Origin of the sequence: Telluria sp. B2 (assembly GCF_051789535.1) — a bacterium.
GTDB lineage: Bacteria > Pseudomonadota > Gammaproteobacteria > Burkholderiales > Burkholderiaceae_D > Telluria.
On sequence record NZ_CP196525.1, the window covers coordinates 5,233,544 to 5,256,078 of the forward strand.

The following is a 22,535-nucleotide window of genomic DNA, read 5'->3' on the forward strand; positions in this document are numbered from 1 at the left end:
CAGCGTTTGCCGGTCATGCGAAAACTTGTTCAGGCTCGCGGCGCAGGACCACGCCGGGACCGATGATCGCGTTTTCGCATGGGAAGCCATCATAAAAAAAACTCGAACTTCTCGTACCAAACGCTGTGCTGCGCTATGCCTTGATGCTGGTGTTCTGGTTGGCCTGTGGTGTTGCCGGGTCGTGGGTCGGCGGGGGACTGGGGAAGGTCTTGTATCACCTGACGCATTAACGCGCGTGATCAGACGGTACAAAAGCATCGGGGCCGGGAAGGTTCGCCAATGTGGCGGCCCTTCCCGGCCCCGATTATTTCAGCGCTCGCGGATCGCTCCGCGTCTGCCAAAAAGATTACTGCAGCTTGATTTCGACGTCGACGCCAGCCGGCAGGTCCAGCTTCATCAGTGCGTCAACGGTCTTGTCGGTCGGGTCCACGATGTCCATCAGACGCTGGTGCGTACGGATTTCGAACTGGTCGCGCGAGGTCTTGTTGACGTGCGGGGAACGCAGGATGTCGAAACGCTGGATGCGGGTCGGCAGCGGGACCGGGCCCTTGACCACAGCGCCGGTGCGCTTGGCGGTGTCGACGATTTCCAGTGCGGACTGGTCGATCAGCTTGTAGTCGAACGCTTTCAGGCGAATGCGGATTTTCTGGTTTGGAGTGGACATGCTATTTCCTTAAAAAAGAACGAACCGGCTTGTCGCCGGCAATCATGTATTCGGTTACTTCGGTACAGCACAAGAGCGGGAGTATAACACTGTTCCACTCGTACAGAGGGGGCAGAACCGAAATTCTGCCCCCTCTGTTGTTCGGACAGGACTAATGCCCTGCCCGGTGATCACACGCTATCAGGCGATGATCTTGGCAACCACGCCGGCGCCGACGGTACGGCCGCCTTCGCGGATTGCGAAGCGCAGACCTTCTTCCATCGCGATCGGGTTGATCAGCTTGACGGTGATCGACACGTTATCGCCTGGCATGACCATTTCCTTGTCCGCTGGCAGCTCGATCGAGCCGGTCACGTCGGTGGTACGGAAGTAGAACTGCGGACGGTAGTTGTTGAAGAACGGGGTGTGACGGCCACCTTCGTCTTTCGACAGCACGTAGATCTCGCCGGTGAAGTGGTTGTGCGGCTTGATCGAGCCCGGCTTGGCCAGAACCTGGCCACGCTGGACGTCTTCACGCTTGGTGCCGCGCAGCAGCAGGCCGACGTTGTCGCCAGCTTGACCCTGGTCCAGCAGCTTGCGGAACATTTCCACGCCGGTGCAGGTGGTCTTCACGGTGTCAACGATACCGACGATTTCGATTTCTTCGCCGACTTTGATCACGCCACGCTCGACACGACCGGTCACGACGGTACCACGGCCCGAGATCGAGAACACGTCTTCGACTGGCATCAGGAAGGTGCCGTCAACAGCGCGTTCCGGGGTCGGGATGTACGAATCGAGTGCGTCAGCCAGACGGATGATGCAGTCTTCGCCCAGCTCGCCCGGCTGGCCTTCCAGGGCCATACGTGCCGAACCCTTGATGATTGGCAGGTCGTCGCCTGGGAACTCGTACTTCGACAGCAGTTCGCGGACTTCCATTTCGACCAGTTCCAGCAGTTCAGCGTCATCGACCAGGTCGCACTTGTTCAGGAACACGATGATGTACGGAACGCCAACCTGACGCGCCAGCAGGATGTGCTCGCGGGTCTGTGGCATCGGGCCGTCAGCGGCCGAGCACACCAGGATCGCGCCGTCCATCTGCGCAGCACCGGTAATCATGTTCTTGATGTAGTCGGCGTGGCCTGGGCAGTCAACGTGTGCGTAGTGACGGGTAGCGGTTTCGTACTCGACGTGCGCGGTGTTGATGGTGATGCCGCGTGCCTTCTCTTCCGGAGCCGCGTCGATCTGGTCGTACGCCTTGGCTTCGCCGCCGAACTTCTTCGACAGAACGGTTGCGATCGCAGCCGTCAGGGTGGTTTTGCCGTGGTCAACGTGACCAATGGTGCCGACGTTCACGTGCGGCTTGGTCCGTTCGAACTTTTCTTTTGCCATTTTGATCTTCCTTTAAAAGAACGACTTTTTTTACTGTGTTGTTATTGTAGCTGCGGCGCTTGCACGCCGCAGCCATGATTTTTATTACTTGGCCTTGGCGGTCACGATTGCGTCGATGACGTGCTTCGGTGCTTCAGCGTAGTGCTTGAATTCCATCGTGTAGGTTGCACGGCCCTGGGTCGCCGAACGCAGCGAGGTCGAGTAACCAAACATTTCCGACAGCGGAACTTCGGCCTTGATGATCTTGCCGCCGCCGCCAGGAATTTCGTCCATGCCCTGCACCATGCCGCGGCGGGACGACAGGTCGCCCATCACGGAACCGGCGTAGTCTTCCGGCGTTTCCACTTCCACGGCCATCATCGGCTCGAGGATGACCGGATTCGCTTTACGGCAGCCTTCCTTGAACGCCATCGAGCCCGCCATGCGGAACGCGTTTTCGTTCGAGTCGACGTCGTGGTACGAACCGAAGGTCACGGTGACTTTCACGTCAACGACCGGGTAGCCAGCCAGGACACCGGTGGTCAGGGTTTCGCGCACACCCTTCTCGACTGCCGGGATGTATTCGCGAGGAATGACACCGCCCTTGATGGCGTCGACGAACTCGAAGCCCTTGCCCGGTTCCTGCGGCTCGATGGTCAGAACAGCGTGACCGTACTGGCCGCGGCCGCCCGACTGCTTGACGAACTTGCCTTCGACGTCGGTGACTGCCTTGCGGATGGTTTCGCGGTAGGCAACCTGTGGCTTGCCGACGGTTGCTTCCACGCCGAATTCGCGCTTCATGCGGTCAACGATAATTTCCAGGTGCAGCTCGCCCATACCACCGATGATGGTCTGGCCCGATTCTTCGTCGGTACGCACGCGGAACGACGGGTCTTCCTGAGCCAGACGGTTCAGTGCCAGGCCCATCTTTTCCTGGTCAGCCTTGGTCTTCGGCTCGACGGCCTGCTGGATGACCGGCTCCGGGAACACCATCTTTTCGAGGATGATCGGTGCCGACGGGTCGCACAGGGTTTCGCCGGTGGTCGCTTCTTTCAGGCCGACAGCAGCGGCGATGTCGCCGGCGCGGACTTCCTTGATCTCTTCACGCTGGTTGGCGTGCATCTGCAGAATACGGCCCAGGCGTTCCTTCTTGCCCTTGATCGGGTTGTAGACGGTATCGCCCGAATTCACGACGCCCGAATACACGCGGAAGAAGATCAGCTGGCCGACGAACGGGTCGGTCATGATCTTGAATGCCAGCGCAGCGAACTTCTCGCTGTCGTCAGCCTTGCGGGTGACCGGCTGGTCGTCTTCGTCCGTGCCCGAGACCGGCGGGATGTCCACTGGCGACGGCAGGTATTCGATGACCGCGTCCAGCATTGCCTGTACGCCCTTGTTTTTGAATGCGGTGCCGCACATCATCGGGACGATTTCGCCGTTGATGGTGCGCTCGCGCAGCGCCTTCTTGACCTCGGCTTCCGACAGTTCGCCTTCTTCCAGGTACTTGTTCATCAGATCTTCCGACGCTTCAGCGGCGGTTTCGATCAGCTTTTCGCGCCATTCGTTGGCCTGGTCGACCAGCTCGGCCGGCACGTCGGCGTATTCGAACTTCATGCCCTGCGAAGCGTCATCCCACAGGATGGCCTTCATCTTGATCAGGTCGACGACGCCCTTGAAGTTGTCTTCAGCGCCGATCGGGATCTGGATCGGGATCGGGTTGGCCTTCAGGCGAGCGCGCATCTGCTCGTAGACCTTGAAGAAGTTCGCACCGGTACGGTCCATCTTGTTGACGAATGCCAGACGCGGGACTTTGTACTTGGTAGCCTGACGCCACACGGTTTCCGACTGCGGCTGCACGCCACCGACTGCGCAGTAAACCATGCAGGCGCCGTCCAGGACGCGCATCGAACGTTCCACTTCGATGGTGAAGTCGACGTGGCCCGGGGTATCGATGATGTTGAAGCGGTGCGGCTCGAAGTTGCTGGCCATGCCTTTCCAGAAGCAGGTGGTCGCAGCCGAGGTGATGGTGATACCACGCTCTTGTTCCTGCTCCATCCAGTCCATGGTGGCGGCGCCGTCGTGCACTTCACCCAGCTTGTGGTTCACACCCGTGTAGAACAGGATGCGCTCGGTGGTCGTGGTCTTGCCGGCGTCGATGTGAGCGGAAATACCGATGTTGCGGTAGCGCTCAATGGGGGTAGTGCGTGCCATAATTTTTCCTAAATCTTTGAATGGACAAAACCGGACGGCATTTTGAGATCAAAACGCGCCCGGCCTGAACAACGGATACTGCATGGCCGCGCCCCCAAGCCGGGGACGCGCCCCTGGGGAGTTTGGCCATTTGCTTAGAAGCGGAAGTGCGAGAACGCCTTGTTCGCTTCAGCCATGCGGTGCACTTCGTCACGGCGCTTCATTGCGCCACCGCGCATTTCAGCCGCTTCCATCAGTTCACCACCCAGGCGTTGTGGCATGGATTTTTCGCTGCGCTTGTTTGCGGCTTCGCGCAACCAACGCATGGACAGCGCCATACGACGGACCGGACGAACTTCCACTGGCACCTGGTAGTTGGCGCCGCCGACGCGACGGGACTTGACTTCGACCATCGGCTTGCAGTTGTTGATCGCGGCCGCGAACACTTCCAGCGGGTCCTTGCCCGATTTGGTCTGGATGTATTCAAACGCACCGTAGATGATGTTTTCAGCGACCGACTTCTTGCCGGACAGCATCAGAACGTTGACGAACTTGGCGACATCGGTGTTGCCGAATTTTGGATCCGGCAGGATCTCGCGCTTGGGTACTTCACGACGACGTGGCATTTCAATTCCTTCCTATCTTCAGTTGAGTGCTTTAACCGCACTCGCGAAAGACCCTCATGATCTTTCACTTACTCGGCCTTCCGGCCGGCTCAACTTAACTTTTTAATGTGACCTCGATGTGACGAGGACCGCGGTTAGTTACGAAGAAAATTACTTCTTCGCAGCCTTCGCACGCTTCGCGCCGTACTTCGAGCGAGCTTGCTTACGGTCTTTCACGCCCTGGGTATCCAGTGCACCGCGGACCATGTGGTAACGCACACCCGGCAAGTCTTTCACACGACCGCCGCGCAGCAGCACGACCGAGTGTTCCTGCAGGTTGTGGCCTTCACCGCCGATGTACGAAATGACTTCGAAACCGTTGGTCAGACGCACTTTGGCGACTTTACGCAGTGCCGAGTTCGGCTTCTTCGGCGTGGTGGTGTACACACGGGTGCACACACCGCGCTTTTGCGGGCAGTTTTCAAGTGCCGGCGACTTGCTCTTCACAACCGCAGCAACGCGCGGCTTGCGAATCAGTTGATTGATGGTTGGCATCGTTCTTAATCCAACAAAGTTACTACCGTTGATGACCCGGACCAGATACAGCGCGGCCCGGGGACTGAAACCTAGTCCCGACTCAAGACTGACAGCGGAGGCGACGAAAGCCACTCAGCGGATGAGCGGCAGCGAATGCGTATACGATGTGCAGAATAAATTCGAGAACTCGCGAGTATAGACCCGTCGCAAAGTGCGGTCAACCGATTTGCTGCCCGCGCGCACCCCCGTGGACCGGAAGGACGGGTAAACGGGGCGATGTGTGGCAGTCCTGACACAAGCCCTGCCTGCCGCCCTGCGCACGGCAGCGCACCCGCGGGACAGGAATAGCTTTTCCTGTGATAAAGATCGGATAATAGCCGACTTTCCCCTGCCGTTCTGTCCATGCGCTTCCTGCTGCGTCCCGCCAACCTCTACCTCGTGCTGACTTACCTGGTGCTGTCGGCGCTGCCCTTCTTCCCGCTGCTGCTGGGCCTGCCGGTAGCGCGTCCGGCCGAGCTGCTCGGCGTGGAAGTCATCGCCTGGATCGCCGCCTGGGCCCTGTTCAAGCGTCCTGCCTGGTTCCACCCGCTGCTGCTGCCGGCCTTCCTGGCCCTGCCGACCGAAGCCTGGCTCTATATGTATTACGGCCAGGGCATCTCGACCCACCACCTGGGCATCATCGCCGAGACCAGCCCCAGCGAAGCGCTGGAATTCATGGGCAGCAAGGTTTGGCTGCTGGCGGCCGTGCTGGTGGGCGTACTTGCCTGGTGGGCCAGCAGCTGGCGCGCCGCGCTCGCGACCCGCGACCTCGACTGGGGGGACCGCTCGCGCCCGGTCGTGCTGGCGGTACTGGCGCTGGCCGCCGGCGTGTTCGCCTATGGGAAGCTGTATGGCGTCGGGCCGAAGCCTGCCTCGAGCGCGCGCACGGCGCCGGCCGGCGGCCGGGTGCACCTGGTCGCCGCCGGCAAGGCCGCATCCATGCAGGCGCCTGCGAACGCGGCGCCGGCCGCATCCGCATCCGGCTGGACGCCGCCGCCCCTGCCGCGCTGGGCGCAACTGCCCGTCGAGCTCGATGCCTTCGCCCGCTCCTGGCCCTTCGGCCTGGCCGCGCGCAGCGTCGACTTCTATAAAGAACGGGTCTACCTCTCCGAACTGAACCGGCGCAGCGCGGCCTTCCGTTTCGATGCGCGCCAGGGCGATGCGGAGAAGACGCCGGACGTGATCGTGATGGTGCTGGGCGAATCGGCGCGCTACGACCGCTGGAGCATCAATGGTTACGCACGCCAGACCAATCCGCTGCTGGAACAGGAAACGAACCTGGTGCCGCTGCAGGACCTGATCACCTCGGTGTCGGCGACGCGCCTGTCGGTGCCGGTCATCATCTCGCGCAAGCCCGCGATGCAGAGCCTGAAGGACGGCTTCAGCGAGAAATCCTTCCTGACCGCGTTCAAGGAGGCCGGCTATAAAACCTTCTGGCTGTCGAACCAGATCTCGTTCGGCAAGTTCGACACGCCGGTATCGGTGTTCGCCAAGGAGGCCGACCAGGTCGAATTCCTGAACCTGGGCGGCTTTACTAACAATTCGAACCTGGACGAGGTGCTGTTCCCTTCGTTCGAGCGGGCCCTGCTCGACCCCGCGCCCAAAAAGCTGATCGTGCTGCATACGCTCGGCAGCCACTGGAACTATGCGCACCGCTATCCCGCCAGCTTCGACAAATGGACGCCCTCGCTGCGCGGCGTCGACAAGCCGGTCGTGACCGACGACGCGATCGAGCCGCAGCTGAGCAACAGCTACGACAACGCCATCCTCTACACCGACTGGTTCCTGGCCCAGGTGATCGGCAAGCTGAAGTCGCCCGACCAGGCGGCCGCGCTGATGTACGTCGCCGACCATGGCCAGACCCTCTACGACAAATCCTGCAACCTGGCCTTCCATGGCCACAACACGCAGTACGAATTCCACGTGCCGGCCTTTGTCTGGTACTCGGACCTGTATGCCGAGCGCTTCCCCGGCAAGGTGGAGCAGGTCAGGCGCCACCGCAAGGCGCGCCTGTCGACCGAGAACGTGTTCCACACCCTGGTCGACCTGGGCGACATCCGCTATCCCGACGAGCGTCTCGAGCGCAGCATCGCCAGCGAGCGGCTGAAGCGCCACAAGCGCTACGTCGACAGCTACGGCTGGACCGACTACGACAACGCGCGCATCAAGGGCGACTGCCGCGAAGTGATCGACAAGGGGACGCCGCTGCCGCGCAGGTGATTGGCCCTTGGACCGGATGTGCAAGCCTTGTGGGTCTGTTGCCTGTGCCGTTCGTGGTCCGCATGATCCGCGTGGGCACGGGTGCCCACCCTACGGGATACGCTGCGTATCCGGGTTTCGTATGATCTCGCTGTTGGCGGTGACCGTAGGGTGGGCACCCGTGCCCACGCGGATTCAAAACACCATTAACGGCACAGGCAACAGCCCCACTAACGTCCGCACACCCTGCGTACCCGGCTGTGTCCGCGTACGTACGCCCTCTCCCGTCCGGACACCCCGGACACGTCCGCCGACCGCTCGCCTCCTTTGTTATCAATGACTTAAGCGCTGGCATGGTTCGTGCAATAACGACAGCATCACCGTCGTTACCGGACACGCCATGATTCGCGATACATCCCTGCAAGACGCCCTGCTCACCCCGCCGCCGACGCACAAGCTCAAGCGCCGCGCGCTGCTGCTGGGCGGCGCCCTGGCGCTGGCCGCGCTGGCCATCTTCCTGCTCTCGAACTGGAGCGCCAGCGAGCGCTCGGTCAGCGCCAGCCGCCTGCGCATCGCCGAAGTCACCCGCGGCACCCTGGTGCGCGACGCCTCGGTCAACGGCCGCGTGGTCGCCGCCGTCAGCCCGACCCTGTTTTCCACCGCGCCGGCGATCGTCAACCTGAAGGTGGCCGCCGGCGACACCGTGAAAAAGGGCGACGTGCTCGCCGTGCTCGAGTCGCCCGACCTGTCGGATGCCCTCAAGCGCGAACAGTCGACCTACGAACAACTGAAGGCCGAGGTGGCGCGCCAGCAGATCCTGTCGCGCAAGCAGAAACTGCTGGCCCAGCGCGAAGCGGAGACCGCCGAGATCGAGCGCCTGTCCGCCCAGCGCACGCTGGAGCGCTACGACAGCGTGGGGCAGATCGGCATTATCGCCAAGATCGACTACCAGAAGGCGAAGGATGCGCTGAACTCGGCCCAGATTCGCGCCCGCCACGCTTCCGAGGCCGCGAACCTGGAAGGCGACGACGTGGCGCTGGCCATCCGCACCAAGACCAACGAGCTCGAACGCGCGCGCCTGGCCATGGCCAACGCCCAGCGCCGCGTCGACGAGCTGACCGTGCGCGCCCCGGTGGACGGCTTCATCGGCACGCTCAACGTCCAGAACCGCATGGTGGTGGCCGCCAATGCGCCCCTGATGACCCTGGTCGACCTGTCGCGCCTGGAGGTCGAACTCGAGGTGCCGGAAACCTATGTGTCCGACCTGGGCCTGGGGATGAACGCCGAGATCACCCTGCCCGCCGGCACGGCTGCCGGCAAGCTGACCGCGCTCTCGCCCGAAGTGGTGAAGAACCAGGTGCTGGCGCGGGTGCGCTTCGATGGCGAACAGCCCAAGGGCCTGCGCCAGAGCCAGCGCGTTACCGCACGCCTGCTGATCGAGGAAAAGCCGAACGTGCTGATGGTGCCGCGCGGTCCCTTCGTCGAGAGCGAAGGCGGACGCTTCGTCTACGTGGTGCGCGACGGCCTGGCGATCCGCACCCCGGTCCAGCTCGGCGCGACCAGCGTTTCCGCGGTCGAGATCCTGTCCGGCCTGAAGCCCGGCGACAGGATCGTCGTCGCCGGCACCGACGCCTTCGAGAACGCCGCAAGCGTTTCGATCAACTGATAACACGCATCCAACCTGAAAGGACATCCCATGCTGCGCATGACCAAGCTCTCCAAGGTGTACCGCACCCACATGATCGAGACCCACGCACTGCGCGGTTTCGAGATCCAGGTCAACCAGGGTGAATTCGTCACCGTCACCGGCCCTTCCGGCTCGGGCAAGACCAGCTTCCTGAACATCGCCGGCCTGCTGGAAGAATTCACCAGCGGCGAGTACATCCTCGACGGCGTGAACGTGAAGGGCGTGGACGACAATGCCAGAAGCCGCCTGCGCAACGAGAAGCTCGGTTTCATCTTCCAGGGTTTCAACCTGATCCCGGATCTGAACCTGTTCGACAACGTCGACGTGCCGCTGCGCTACCGCGGCTTCAACAAGACCGAGCGCAAGGAACGCATCGAGGATGCGCTGGCGAAAGTCGGCCTGGCGTCGCGCATGAAGCACTTCCCAGCCGAGCTGTCGGGCGGCCAGCAGCAGCGCGTGGCGATCGCCCGCGCGCTGGCCGGCTCGCCCAAGCTGCTGCTGGCCGACGAACCGACCGGCAACCTCGACACGCAAATGGCGCGCGGCGTGATGGAACTGCTGGAAGAGATCAACGCCGCCGGTACCACCATCCTGATGGTCACCCACGATCCGGAGCTGGCCGTGCGCACCCACCGCAACGTCCACATCATCGATGGCCAGGTATCGGACCTGGTGCGCAAGGGGCCGACGCTGGCCGCCGGCCACGCCGCTTCGACTTCGACGCCGGCTGCGGTCTGAGGAGCACGCCATGTTCGCTTACTACTTCAAGCTCGGCCTGCGCAGCCTGCGCCGCAACCCGGCGCTGACAAGCCTGATGGTGCTCACGCTGGCTGTCGGCGTGGCCGCCAGCGTCTCGACGCTGACGATTGTGCACATGATGTCGGGCGACCCGATTCCGCACAAGAGCGACCGGCTGTTCGTGCCGATCTTCGACGTCCAGCCGGCCGAGGGCTATGTGCCCGGCACGCCGTCGGACGAGCAGCAGGTCACCTACACCGATGCGATGAACCTCCTGAACAGCAGGCAGGGCGTGCGCCGCACCGCGCTGTACGGCATCGCCCCTTCGGTCGAACCGCTGCGCAAGGACATCGGCGCCTTCACCGCGCCCGGCATCGCGCCGACCCGCGACTTCTTCACCATGTTCGAGGTCCCCTTCCTGCACGGCCAACCCTGGAGCGCGGCCGACGACGAACGCGGCGCCAATGTCGCCGTGCTCGGCCGCAAGGTGGCGGAAAAGCTGTTCGGCGAAGCCAGCCCGGTCGGCCAGCGCCTGAACGTGATGGGCCTGCCTTTCACCATTGTCGGCGTGGCCGACGACTGGGAGCCGCAGCCGCACTACTACAGGCTGGTCGGCAGCGACTACTTCGGCGTGCGCGAAGAGATCTTCATTCCGCTGGCAACCGCCATCCGCCTCGAAGCCTCGCGCAATGGCGGCATGAGCTGCAGTTCGCGTCCGGAACCGGGCTTCCAGGGCGTCATGCGCTCGGAATGCACCTGGCTCCAGTTCTGGTTCGAGACCGCCTCCAGCGCCGAGCGCGGCGCGCTGCAGGACTACCTGAACAGCTACGCCGCCGAGCAGCGCAAGCTGGGCCGCATGCGGCGCGGCTCGCCGGCCGAGCTGTACGACGTCAACCAGTGGATGGAACACATGAAGGTGGTCGGCAAGGACAACAAGCTGTCGGCCTGGCTGGCCTTCGGTTTCCTGGCCCTGTGCCTGGTCAACACCATCGGGCTGCTGCTGGCGAAGTTCTCGGTGCGCGCCAGCGAAGTGGGCATCCGCCGCGCCCTGGGCGCCTCGCGGCGCGACATCTTCCGCCAGTTCCTGACCGAGAGCGCGGTAGTCGGCCTGGCCGGCGGCCTGCTCGGCCTGCTGCTGGCCTTTGGCGCCCTGGCCCTGATCGGCATGCAGAACCGGGAAGCCGCCGCGGTCGCGCGCATGGACCTGACGATGCTGGCGTTCACCTTCGTGCTGTCGGTGCTGGCCGCGGTGCTGGCGGGGCTGTTCCCGACCTGGCGCGCCTGCCAGGTGACGCCGGCGATCCAACTCAAGTCGCAATAACGAACAAACGAGACCCATCATGGAAATCCGTCCCATCCTCTCCGCGCTCCTGCGCAACAAGACCGGCGCCATCCTGGTCGCGCTGCAGGTCGCGCTCAGCCTGGCGATCCTGGCCAACGCCCTGCACATCGTCAGCGAACGCCGCGCCGCCGCGGCCCGCCCCAGCGGCATCGCCGAGGAAATGTCGGTGTTCACGATCAGCGTCAGCCACCTGTCGAGCGACAGTCCCGAGCAGCAGCTGGCAGCGATGAAGCGCGAAGCCGAGCTGCTGCGCGCGGTGCCGGGCGTCGCTGCCGTGGCCCAGATCAACCAGATGCCGATGTCGCAGTCGGGCTGGAACAACAGCGTCGCGCTCGACCGCAAGCAGACCGACGAGTCGTCGCCCTCCTCCTTCTACTTCTCGCCCGATTCCCTGGTCAAGACCTGGGGCCTGAAGATCGTCGAAGGACGCGATTTCCTGCCCGGCGAATCCCAGGATATCGACATGAACAAGAACGAGGTGCCGCGCGTGGTGATCCTGGCCAAGGCCCTGGCAGAGAAACTGTGGCCGGGCCAGAGCGCGGTCGGCAGGACCATGTACTTCGGCACCGGCGAAGGCGCCATCGAGGTGCGCGTGGTCGGCGTGGTCGAGCGCCTGCAAAGCCATGGCGCCGAGGTGAGCGAAAGAGGCGAACTCTCGAGCATCGCACCGGTGCGCCTGTACGGCAGCAACCAGTCCGCCAACTTCACCGTCCGCACCGAGCCGGGACAGCGCGACCGCGTGATCCGCGAAGCCGAGGCGGCCCTGCGCAAGTCCTCCGCCACGCCGGTGATCCTGCAGACCTTCACCATCGAGGACGTGCGCAAGTCGCGCTACCGCGCCGACATGGCGCTGTCGTGGATGCTGGTGACGGTCAGCGTGCTGCTGCTGTTGATCACCGCCAGCGGCATCGTCGGCATGGCCAGCCTGTGGGTCACGCAGCGCCGCAAGCAGATCGGCGTGCGCCGGGCACTGGGCGCGCGCCGGGTCGACATCCTGCGCTACTTCCTGACCGAGAACTTCCTCATCACCAGCGCCGGCGTGTTTGGCGGCGTGCTGCTCGGGGTGGGCCTGAACCAGCTCCTGGTGAGCAGGCTGGAGATGGCGCGCCTGCCGCTCGAATACCTGGTCAGCGGCGCGATCCTGCTGTGGGCGCTCGGCGTACTGGCGGTGTATGGCCCGGCCTGGCGCGCGGCCAGCATTTCGCCCGCGCTGGCAACCCGCAGCACCTGAGGGCACTCTCACTTAACAATGCAGCAATGCTATGCTAGCGCCCATGCCTACCGTACTCATCATTGACGACAACGCCGCCGTCGGCGTCGCGCTGGACGTGCTGTTTTCGCTGCACGACATCGCGGCGCTGCACGCGGTTTCTCCCGAGGAGGGCCTGGCGGTCCTGGCGCGCGAACAGGTCGACCTGGTGATCCAGGACATGAACTTCACGCTCGAGACCACCTCGGGCGAAGAAGGCGTGGCCCTGTTCCGCCGCATCCGCACGCTCTATCCGGACCTGCCGGTGATCCTGCTCACCGCCTGGACCCACCTCGACGCGGCGGTCGAGCTGGTGAAGGCCGGCGCCGCCGACTACCTGCCCAAGCCCTGGAACGACGAGCGCCTGCTGGCGACCGTGACCAACCTGATCGAGCTGGGCCAGGCCAACCGCGCGCTCCTGCAGCGCGTCGGGCGCGAACGACGCGAGCGGCGCGAGCTGGAAAACCAGTACGACCTGCGCGGCCTGGTGTGGGCCGATCCGGCCACCGAGCGCGTGCTGCAGCTGGCCTGCCAGGTGGCGCGCGCCGACGTGCCGGTCCTGATCACGGGTCCGAACGGCACCGGCAAGGAGCGCATCGCCGAGATCATCCAGGCCAACTCGCAGGTGAAGGACGGCCCCTTCGTGGTGCTGAACTGCGGCGCCCTGCCATCCGAACTGATCGAGGCCGAACTGTTCGGCGCCGACGCCGGCGCCTACACCGGCGCATCGAAAGCGCGCGAGGGCAAGTTCGAGGCGGCCGACGGCGGCACCCTGTTCCTCGACGAGATCGGCAACCTGCCGCTGGCCGGGCAGATGAAGCTGCTGCGCGTGCTCGAGACCGGACGCTTCGAGCGGCTCGGCTCGAACCGCGAGCGCCAGGTCAAGGTGCGCGTGATCAGCGCCACGAATGCCGACCTGGCGGCGATGATCCGCCAGGGGAGCTTCCGCGAGGACCTGTTCTACCGCCTGAACGTGATCGAGCTGCGCCTGCCCGCGCTGGCGGCGCGTCCCGGCGACATCCTGCCGCTGGCGGCCAGCTTCCTGGCGCCGGGCAAGCGCCTGGACCGCGGCGCCGAGAGCGCGCTGCTGGCCCACGCCTGGCCCGGCAACGTGCGCGAACTGAAGAACGTGATGGCGCGCGCCAACCTGCTGGCCCAGGGCGACCTGATCCGCGTGGCCGACCTCGGCCTGCCGGCTGCCGCCGTCGCGCAGGCGCCGGCGCTCGACGCCGAACCCGACCGCGAGGCCATCGCGGCGGCGCTGGCGCGCGCCGGCGGCGTCGTGTCGCAAGCCGCCGCCGAACTGGGCCTGTCGCGCCAGGCGCTGTACCGGCGCATGGATCGCCTCGGCATCGACCGGTAATCAGCCCGTAGGGTGGGCGGGTTCCCCGCCCACGCGTTCAACTGGCATTCGCATGCCCGCTCCTTCCGCGCTTCGAACACACACCATGCGCCTCTCCCTCGTCACCCGCTTCTCCGCCCTGGTCGGCACCCTGCTCGCGGTCGGCATCCTGATCGCGCTCACGCTCGACCATGTCTTCCCCGGCCGCCCCGGCCTGGTCTTCGTGCTGTGCCTGGCCTGCGTGGTCCCGATCGCCATCATTACCGTGCGCTCGCAGGTGCAGCCCATCCTCTCCCTGTTCCGCGCCCTGGAGGGGACGGTGACGAGCTACCGCGACGGCGACTTTTCCTTCAGCCTGCACTGGCCGCAGAACGACGAGCTGGCCGACCTGGTTGCCTCCCACAACGCGCTCGGCGAGGTGCTGCGCGAGCAGCGCCGCGACCTGGTGCAGCGCGAACTGCTGCTCGACACGATGGTGCAGAACACGCCGGTGGCGATGCTGCTGCTGGCCGAGGCGCCGCAGCGCGGGGCGCTGGTCGTCTACGCCAACCTGGCCGCGCGCCAGCTGCTGGCCGAGGGACGCAAGCTCGAAGGCCACCGTCTCGACGAGCTGCTGGCCGACGCCTCGCCCGCGCTCAAGGAAGCGCTGGCGCGCGGCGGCGACGGCCTGTTCACCGCCGGCGAAGGCGAAGAAGAGGAGGTCTACCACCTGGCGCGCAGCCACTTCAGCCTGAACGGCCGGCGCCACGAACTGCTGCTGCTGCGTCACCTGACGGCCGAGCTGCGGCGCCAGGAAGTGCGCACCTGGAAGAAGGTGATCCGTGTGATCAGCCATGAGCTGAACAACTCGCTGGCGCCGCTCGCCTCGCTGGCCCACTCCGGCGCGGCGCTGGTGCGGCGCGGCCAGACCGAGCGCCTGCCGCAGATCCTGGAAACCATCGGCGAGCGCACCCGCCACCTGGAAAGCTTCATCCTCGGCTACGCGCGCTTTGCCAAGCTGCCGACACCGCGCCTGCAGCCTTGTCCCTGGCCGGCCCTGGTGGCGCGCCTGGCGACGCAGGCCGATTTCCGCGTGGCCGGCGAACTGCCCGAGGAGGCTGCGCAGTTCGACACCGCGCAGATGGAGCAGGCCCTGCTCAACCTGCTCAAGAACGCGCACGAATCGGGATCGCGGCCGGAAGACGTCGAACTGCAGGTGCGGCGCGTCCAGGACATGCTGCGCATCGAGGTGCTGGACCGCGGGAGCGGCATGAGCGAAGCGGTGCTCACCAATGCCCTGGTGCCCTTCTATTCGACCAAGCGCAGCGGCACCGGCCTGGGCCTGGCGCTGGTGCGCGAGATCGCCGAGGCGCATGGCGGTCGAGTGCTGCTGGCCAACCGCGACGGCGGCGGGCTGGCGGTGACGATGCTGCTGCCGGCTGGCTGACGCGGCCGCGCCCAGCGCTCTGGTAAGATCGGCCTTCATCACCGTCCGATCCGCCATGTCCAGGAAACCGCCTCCCTTCGATCCCCGTTTCGCCCAGCCGGGCCATCCTCCCGCCACCATCACCGAATTCGACGGCGTGCGCTCGCTGCACCTAGGCACCTCCTGGGAACAGGGTGCGATGCGCCTGACGCGCCCGGACGCGATCGAACTGACCTATGTGCAGATGATGATGGCCTGGCTGCTCTTCCTCGACGCGCCCAGGCACATCGTGCAGCTCGGCCTGGGCAGCGCGGCGCTCACCAAGTTCTGCTACCGGCGCTTTCCCGAGGCGAAGGTGACGGCGGCCGAGCTGAATCCGAACGTGATCGCAATCTGCCGCGCCCTGTTCGAACTGCCGCCGAACGACGAGCGCCTGCAGGTGCGCGAGATGAACGCGCTCGACTTCGTGCTCGACCCCGGTAACCATGGAAAGGTCGACGCGCTGCAGGTCGATCTGTACGACGAGGAAGCGCGCGGGCCGGTGCTCGACACGCCGGAGTTTTATCAAGGCTGCTTCGACTGCCTCGCGCCGGACGGCATCATGACGACCAATGTCTTCGGCGATATCTCCAGCTACGACAAGAACCTGGACACGATGCGCGAGGTGTTCGACGCCGTGGTCTGGCTGCCCGAGGTGCACGACGCGAACATCGTCGTCATCGCCTTCAAGAACGCGCCGCAGATCGACTTCTCCCTGCTCTACGAGCGCGCCAGCGAGATCAAGCGACGCTACAACCTGCCGGCCAAGGACTGGGTCAACGGTCTCAAGGAGTGGATGCGCGACCACCAGGAGTAAGCCGCAGGGTCAAAACAGCCGGGGTCAGGTCTGACATTCGGACACGAACTCTGCCATATTGGCTTGACTCCTGTCGAGCTCGTGTCTCGATGTCAGACCTGACCCCGGCTTCTCTGTCGAGCTCGTGTCTCGATGTCAGACCTGACCCCGGCTTCTCGATGTCAGACCTGACCCCGGCTTCTGTGAAGATTAACGGCAGTCTTCCGGCAGGGCGTCCGGCAGGATCCCTTCGGCGCCGCAGGCCCAGGAGATGTTCTTGTCCTCGTCCATCGATGGCTCGAACACCAGCACGCCGGCGCCCTCTTTCGTCTCGATGCTGGTCAGCACGCGCAGGGTCGCGTTCTTCGGATCGATTTCCAGTTCCCGCACGGCCGGGCCGCCGGCGCTGGCCTGCACACCGGCCTGGGCCAGGGTCGGGATGCTGCCGTGCTCGACCAGGTAGGCTTCTACCTTGGCGCTGGCGCTCTGACCGGCCGCATAGGCGCTGGCGACCACCGCCTTCTGCTGGTAGGCCTGGTAAGCCGGGATGCCGACCGCCGCCACGATACCGGCCACCACCGCCAGCACCACGACGCCGCCGGCGCCGCCCGCGCCCATGCGCGGCACGAACAGGGCCATCAGCGCGGCCAGCCAGTGGCGGCGCGGCTGCTGCACTTCCTGGCCGGCCGCCAGGGCGCGTACCGCGGCCATGCGCTTGACCAGCCAGGGATAGTCGCCGACCAACTCGTGGAAGGACATCCAGAAGCCTTCGGTCTCGCGCGACTGCGCGATGAAGGCGCTCTTGTTCATGGTGCGCCAGCGCTTGTCACCGGCCGCCAGCGCCGCCATGCCGAATTCGGCGTTGATCGGCTGTTCGCAGGCCGCCAGGCCGTGGCGGTCGCAGGTGTACTCGCGGGCGCGCGAATAGGCGGCGCCGACCAGCGGCAAAATCGAGGCCGGCAAAAGCACGGTCGCCCAGCTCAGGTGCTTGCGCTTGATGTGGCCGATCTCGTGGCCGATGTAGAAGTTCAGCGCGTCCGGGTTGTCGTGCAGGCCGTCGACCACGTCCGAGTACAGCACCAGGAAGTCGCGGCCGAGGAAGCGGGTGGCGAAGGCATTGAGCGAGCCGCCCATCTGCAGCAGGTAGGCCTCCGGCTCACGCTCCAGGCCCAGCTTGGCGCAGCAGGCCAGGATCTGGCGGTCGAGATCGGGGAACTGCTCGGCAGTGATGCGTACGCCCGTGCCCTTGATATAGGAAATCAGCGCCGACTGCGCGAAACAGTAGAACAGGAAGAACATCAGCGCATAGCTCAGCACGCCCCAACCCATGCCCAGCACCAGTGCGGCCCAGACGATGAGCGAGAGCACCAGCATCAGCACGAAGAGTGTCTTCTCGTTCTTGTACACCAAATCCATTTCCCGACCTTTCAATTGTTTGTTTGTAATTACAACCAAGCAAATCTACATTATTGTCAAAAGGAAATATACCGTCAGCTCAGCTAGGTGTTGCCGGCTCGACACAATGTAAACAGTTCTCCGGCCAGTGTTGTCATAAGTCAAGTTCAGTAGAGTTACCGCGAGCAAGATTTCTCAGTCAATGATCTTCAACGAGGAATCCGATGACTCACGACAAGCTGCACCTTACCCTGCTAGCCACGGCCCTGCTCGTTGCCTTTCCCCATGCGCAGGCGCAAACGGCCGCGGCGAGCGACCAGGACGCGCCGCAAACCGTGGTCGTGGTCGGCTCGCGCGGCGCCGCCCGCTCGGCCCTCGACACCTCGGTCCCGGTGGGACTGGTGGGCGCCAAGGACCTGGCCTCGACCGGCACGCTGGAGCTGGGCAAGGCGCTGCAGGAACTCGATCCCTCGTTCAACTTCAGCACCACCTTCATCAGCGACGGCACCGACATCATCCGTCCGGCGACGCTGCGCGGCCTGGGCCCGGACCAGCTGCTGGCGCTGGTCAACGGCAAGCGCCGTCACCAGCAGGCGCTGGTGAACGTGCAGCAGACCGTCGGGCGCGGCTCGGCCGGCACCGACATCAACGCGATCCCGATATCGGCCATCCACCACATCGAAGTGCTGCGCGATGGCGCCGCCGCCCAGTACGGGTCGGACGCGATCGCCGGCGTGATCAACATCGTGCTCAAGGAAGGCGCCGGCAAGGGGCTGGTCAGCGCCAGCGCCGGCACGACTTCCGAAGGCGATGGCGACACGGTCGGCGCCAGCGCTTACCACGGCTTCGCGCTGGGCTCGGACGGCGGCTACCTCTCGCTCGCGGCCGAGGCGCGGCGCCGTGGCGAAACCAATCGCGCCGGCCTGGACACCCTGCGCGTGACGCCGGCACGCGTCACCCAGCGCATCGGCGATAGCCGGGCGAAAGATGCCTACCTGTGGACCAATGCCGCGCTGCCGCTCGGTGGCGGCGAGTTGTACATGTTCGGCGGCGCCTCGAAACGCACCGGCGAAGCGGCCGGCTTCTTCCGCCCGCGCGAGGATGCGCGCAACGTGCCCGAGGTATATCCGAACGGCTTCCTGCCCGAAATCCTCACCGAAGTGCGCGACGCCTCGCTGGCCATCGGTTACCGCGGTGACCTCGGCAACAACTGGAAATATGACGCCAGCTTCAACCACGGCCGCAGCGAGCTCGTGTTCAACGAACGTAATTCGATCAACGTCAGCTACTGGTACGAGAACCGCTGCGCCTGCAGTACCTACGGCGAATCGCCGCGCGAGGCCTACACCGGCACGCTGGGCTTCCACCAGTCGACCTTCAACCTCGACTTCAAGGGCACCGTGCATTTCGCCGGCCAGCCGATCTTCATCGGCGCAGGCTTCGAGTACCGGCGCGACAGCTACCGCATCGAAGCGGGCGAACCGGTCTCATACCAGTACGGCCGCACAAACAACCCCGCGCTGCGCATCCGCGACCAGCACGGCGGCATCGCCCAGGCCGGCATCCAGGGATTCCCCGGCTACACGCCGGCGACCCAGGTCTACGACGGCCGCCACAACACCGCCTTCTACATCGACGCCGAACACAAGTGGAGCGAGCAGCTCACGCTCGGCTCGGCCCTGCGGCGCGAGCGCTATTCCGATTTCGGCAGCACTACTACCGGCAAGCTGATCGCGCGTTACGACCCGAGCCGTGCACTGGCCTTCCGCGCCAGCGCCTCGACGGGCTTTCGCGCGCCTTCGGTGCAGCAGAAGTTCTACAGCTCGGTATCGACGAACCTGAACAGCGCCGGCGTGCTCACTGAAACGCTCACCGCACGTGAAGGCAGCGCCGTCACGCGCGCCTTCGGCATCGCCCCGCTAAAGGAAGAAAGTTCGCGCAGCGCCAGCGCCGGCATCGTGCTGCGTCCGGCCGCCAACTTCAGCATCACGGCCGACGTCTACCGCACCGACATCGATGACCGCATCGTCTTCTCGAGCACGATCTCGCCCGAGAGCGGCGCCTGCACGACGCCGGCAGCCTGCCCGATCCGCGCCATCCTCACGCCGCTGCGCGTCGGCCAGGCCCAGTTCTTCACCAACGCCATCGACACCGAGACGCGCGGCCTGGACGTCGTGGCCGAGCACACCACGCGCGGCCTTGTTGGCGGCACGCTGGTGCTCTCGGGCCAGCTGGGTTTCAACCGCACGAAGGTGAAGGCGCGCCATTCGCAGTCGGCGGTCCTGAGCGGCGAGCAACTGTTCGACGACGCCCAGGTAACGCTGATCGAGCGCGGCCAGCCGCGCCAGCACCACGTGGTGGCGGCGGACTTCACGCGCGGCGCCTGGAACGCCAATGTGCGCGCCAACTACTACGGCCAGGTGCAGGGCCAGGGCTTCACGGCGCCCTACGTGCAGACCTGGGATGCGAAGTGGCTGGCCGACCTGTCGGGGCGCTACTCGCTCAGCAAGGCCTTGAGTATTTCAGCTGGCGTGAACAACCTGTTCGACACCTATCCGACGCGCTGGGATCCGCAGCGCGCGGCGCCCTTCCCGCAGATGGGATTTACGCATTGCTGGGAGACCTGCCCGTTCGGGATCAATGGACGGACCATGTATGCGCGGGCGGAATATGCGTTCTGAGAGGGGCAGTCAGCGCTGACGCTGCCGTCTCTACCGGGGACAGATCCGGCCTCCTGGTCCGGACCTTCCCTGGCCCGTTCGTGACACTGTCCACCGCTCTTTCCTTCCTTTCCCTCCTGCCGCTGCTCCTTTCGAAGGACATAGCCTGTCTCTGCACCGTACTGTTCAAAAAGGGCAATGAGCGCTATGTCTGTTTTCGCACGGAACAGCTCCATGCCCAGTCGTATGCTGAGTGTACGGCTCGGGCAACACGATGTGCCCGGCCATGGAACGACGGCACGAGCGAAGGCATGCAGCGCTCCGGAACGCCTTCCGGCACGCTTTCCTGCTCATTCTTCGGGATCATCGACATCGCTCGCGCCCGTGCACTGGAACCCAGGCGATCACCGAATCGAACGAACATGAAGACGCCTATCTCCGCCACCGCCGGCCCCGCGGCCGGGGACATTCCTGCGCCACAAGGCAAGGGCCGCCGGGCAGCGCCACTGTCGCTCGCCGCCTGGCGACAATTCGTCAATGTGGCAAAACCGTATTGGCTGGGAGAGGAAAAAAGGGCGGCATGGACCCTGCTCCTGCTGCTGATCGCGCTGATGCTGGTGGAGACCAAACTGGCGGTCATGCTGAACAACCAGACCGGCGAGATGACCTCGGCGCTGGCGGCCAGGAACGGCGACCGCTTCTGGACATCGGTACGCGCCTGCCTGCTCGTCCTGGCCTTCGCGGTACCGGTCTACGCCTTCTATTACTACATGCGCGACCGCTTCGCCAACCAGTGGCGGCGCTGGCTCACCGGCCGTTTCCTCGACGGCTACCTGACAGGCCGCAAGTACTATGCCTTGCATGCCGACAGCGGGATCGACAATCCCGACCAGCGCATCAGCGAGGACATCAACACCTTCACCGGACGATCCATTCATTTCCTGCTGATCTTCCTGGGCTCGATCATGCAGCTGGTGGCGTTCAGCACCGTGCTGTGGTCGATTTCGCGGGTGCTGGTCGGCGTACTGGCGGTGTACGCGCTGGCGGGCACCGTGGTTGCCCTCTACATCTACGGCAACCCGCTGATCCAGCTGAACTTCCGCCAGCTGCGGCGTGAAGCGGACTTTCGCTTCAGCCTGATGCGCCTGCGCGAAAATGCCGAATCGATTGCCTTCTACCGCGGCGAAGCCCAGGAACGTGCGCACATCGACAGCAAGTTCGACCAGGTCATCCAGAATTTCACCCAGCTGATCCGCAAGCAGTGTTCGCTCAACCTCTTTCAGCGCTCCTTCAGCCAGCTCACCCTGGTGCTGCCCTTCGTGATCCTGGCCCAGGGCGTCCTGTCGGGCGAGCTGGAGGTAGGCCGGGCCGTGCAGGCGGCCGGCGCGTTCACCGCCGTGCTGGCCGCCGTGGGCCTGATTGTCGATAACTTCGAGAGCCTGAGCCGCTTCGTGGCGGGCATCGACCGCTTGCAGGCCTTGTCCAGGCTGATGTTGCCCGACGCGCGAGGGCAGGTTGCCGACGACACCCAGCCGCGCATCCAGATGCGTCCGGGCGCACAGTTTGCGCTGGAATCCCTGACCCTGCATCCACCGCAATCGGAACGGGTGCTCATCAGGGGCCTGAACCTGCTCCTGAAGCCGGGCGACGCACTGCTCATTACCGGCGAAAGCGGCTGCGGCAAAAGTTCGCTGTTGCGCGCGATCGCGGGTTTATGGAATACCGGCAGCGGCGTGATCCATCATCCGCCCCTGGAGAGCATCTTTTTCCTGCCGCAGCAGCCTTATCTGCAGTCGGGCACGCTGCGCAGCCAGCTCATCTATCCCAGCGCACACTCGCGCCTGAGCGACGCCCAGCTACTGGCCATCCTGGAGGAGGTGCACCTGCCGCGCCTGGCAGAGCGCATGGGCGGCCTGGACGCCGTGCACGACTGGGAAAAGCTGCTGTCGATCGGCGAACAGCAGCGCCTGGCTTTCGCCCGCGTGCTGGTGCACGAGCCGGGCATCGTCATCCTGGACGAAGCGACCAGCGCACTCGACAGCGGCAACGAAGCCTCGCTCTATGCACGCCTGCGCGCGAACGGCACCACCCTGATCAGCATTGCCCACCGGCCGGCCGTGCTGCGGCACCATACCCATGTGCTGCACCTCATGGGTGACGGAGGATGGGAAATGCACGATGCGAGTGCTTATCAGTTCGATGAGACGGCGGCACCATTGCGCGGTGGCGCTGCCAGCCTGCAGTTGGTGGCGCCACCGCCTGCGATGGCGGCTGCAGGCTAGCTGCCGATCTGTTGAT

16 protein-coding genes are annotated in these 22,535 nt (G+C 64.8%); 10 read left to right on the forward strand and 6 right to left on the reverse strand.

The annotated features are described in order from the left end of the window. Positions 1-346: 346 nt before the first annotated feature. The 5 genes from rpsJ to rpsL form a co-directional block, all read right to left on the reverse strand. Positions 347-664: a 30S ribosomal protein S10 gene (gene rpsJ / locus ACSUZJ_RS23165; RefSeq protein ID WP_499411984.1), complete on the reverse strand. Its 318-nt coding sequence runs from the start codon at positions 662-664 to the stop codon at positions 347-349. A 180-nt stretch (positions 665-844) separates the two neighbouring features. Then, positions 845-2,035 carry an elongation factor Tu gene (gene tuf / locus ACSUZJ_RS23170; RefSeq protein WP_499411986.1) on the reverse strand — a complete coding sequence of 397 codons (1,191 nt, stop codon included), beginning with the start codon at positions 2,033-2,035 and terminating at the stop codon, positions 845-847. An 84-nt stretch (positions 2,036-2,119) separates the two neighbouring features. Next, positions 2,120-4,225 carry an elongation factor G gene (gene fusA / locus ACSUZJ_RS23175; RefSeq protein WP_499411987.1) on the reverse strand — a complete coding sequence of 702 codons (2,106 nt, stop codon included), beginning with the start codon at positions 4,223-4,225 and terminating at the stop codon, positions 2,120-2,122. Positions 4,226-4,359: 134 nt separating this feature from the next. Further along, complete coding sequence (gene rpsG, locus ACSUZJ_RS23180) at positions 4,360-4,830, reverse strand: 30S ribosomal protein S7 (protein WP_312548342.1); 471 nt, start codon at positions 4,828-4,830, stop codon at positions 4,360-4,362. 150 nt (positions 4,831-4,980) lie between these two features. Then, positions 4,981-5,364, reverse strand: a complete 384-nt coding sequence (gene rpsL / locus ACSUZJ_RS23185; protein WP_091877422.1) for a 30S ribosomal protein S12 — start codon at positions 5,362-5,364, stop codon at positions 4,981-4,983. Positions 5,365-5,748: 384 nt separating this feature from the next. Between rpsL and ACSUZJ_RS23190 the strand changes: the two genes are divergently transcribed. The 8 genes from ACSUZJ_RS23190 (at position 5,749) to ACSUZJ_RS23225 (ending at position 16,203) form a co-directional block, all read left to right on the forward strand. Beyond that, on the forward strand, positions 5,749-7,605 hold the full coding sequence (locus tag ACSUZJ_RS23190; RefSeq protein ID WP_499411989.1) for a phosphoethanolamine transferase: 1,857 nt from the start codon (positions 5,749-5,751) through the stop codon (positions 7,603-7,605). 379 nt (positions 7,606-7,984) lie between these two features. Further along, positions 7,985-9,250 (forward strand): efflux RND transporter periplasmic adaptor subunit, encoded by a 1,266-nt coding sequence (locus ACSUZJ_RS23195; RefSeq protein ID WP_499411990.1) that lies wholly within the window; start codon positions 7,985-7,987, stop codon positions 9,248-9,250. A gap of 30 nt (positions 9,251-9,280) precedes the next feature. Next, positions 9,281-10,009: an ABC transporter ATP-binding protein gene (locus tag ACSUZJ_RS23200; protein ID WP_499411991.1), complete on the forward strand. Its 729-nt coding sequence runs from the start codon at positions 9,281-9,283 to the stop codon at positions 10,007-10,009. Positions 10,010-10,019: 10 nt separating this feature from the next. Further along, complete coding sequence (locus ACSUZJ_RS23205; protein ID WP_499411992.1) at positions 10,020-11,330, forward strand: ABC transporter permease; 1,311 nt, start codon at positions 10,020-10,022, stop codon at positions 11,328-11,330. 19 nt (positions 11,331-11,349) lie between these two features. Next, positions 11,350-12,582 (forward strand): ABC transporter permease, encoded by a 1,233-nt coding sequence (locus tag ACSUZJ_RS23210; protein WP_499411994.1) that lies wholly within the window; start codon positions 11,350-11,352, stop codon positions 12,580-12,582. A 43-nt stretch (positions 12,583-12,625) separates the two neighbouring features. Continuing rightward, positions 12,626-13,963 (forward strand): sigma-54-dependent transcriptional regulator, encoded by a 1,338-nt coding sequence (locus ACSUZJ_RS23215; RefSeq protein WP_499411995.1) that lies wholly within the window; start codon positions 12,626-12,628, stop codon positions 13,961-13,963. A gap of 85 nt (positions 13,964-14,048) precedes the next feature. Further along, positions 14,049-15,368 (forward strand): sensor histidine kinase, encoded by a 1,320-nt coding sequence (locus ACSUZJ_RS23220; RefSeq protein ID WP_499411996.1) that lies wholly within the window; start codon positions 14,049-14,051, stop codon positions 15,366-15,368. 55 nt (positions 15,369-15,423) lie between these two features. After that, the gene (locus ACSUZJ_RS23225) at positions 15,424-16,203 is read left to right on the forward strand and encodes a spermine/spermidine synthase domain-containing protein (protein ID WP_499411998.1); all 780 of its coding nucleotides are present in this window, start codon (positions 15,424-15,426) and stop codon (positions 16,201-16,203) included. A gap of 189 nt (positions 16,204-16,392) precedes the next feature. Here the strand turns inward: ACSUZJ_RS23225 and ACSUZJ_RS23230 are convergent, their stop codons facing one another. Further along, entirely contained in the window at positions 16,393-17,598 is a 1,206-nt protein-coding gene (locus ACSUZJ_RS23230) for a M48 family metalloprotease (RefSeq protein WP_499411999.1), read from the reverse strand. Between the two features lie 203 nt (positions 17,599-17,801). Between ACSUZJ_RS23230 and ACSUZJ_RS23235 the strand changes: the two genes are divergently transcribed. Together ACSUZJ_RS23235 and ACSUZJ_RS23240 are read left to right on the forward strand one after the other, a co-directional pair. Next, a complete protein-coding gene (locus tag ACSUZJ_RS23235) occupies positions 17,802-20,258 on the forward strand; it encodes a TonB-dependent receptor plug domain-containing protein (protein WP_499412001.1) in 2,457 nt (818 codons plus the stop codon). 401 nt (positions 20,259-20,659) lie between these two features. Further along, positions 20,660-22,519: an ABC transporter ATP-binding protein/permease gene (locus tag ACSUZJ_RS23240; protein ID WP_499412002.1), complete on the forward strand. Its 1,860-nt coding sequence runs from the start codon at positions 20,660-20,662 to the stop codon at positions 22,517-22,519. Positions 22,520-22,535 lie beyond the last annotated feature (16 nt).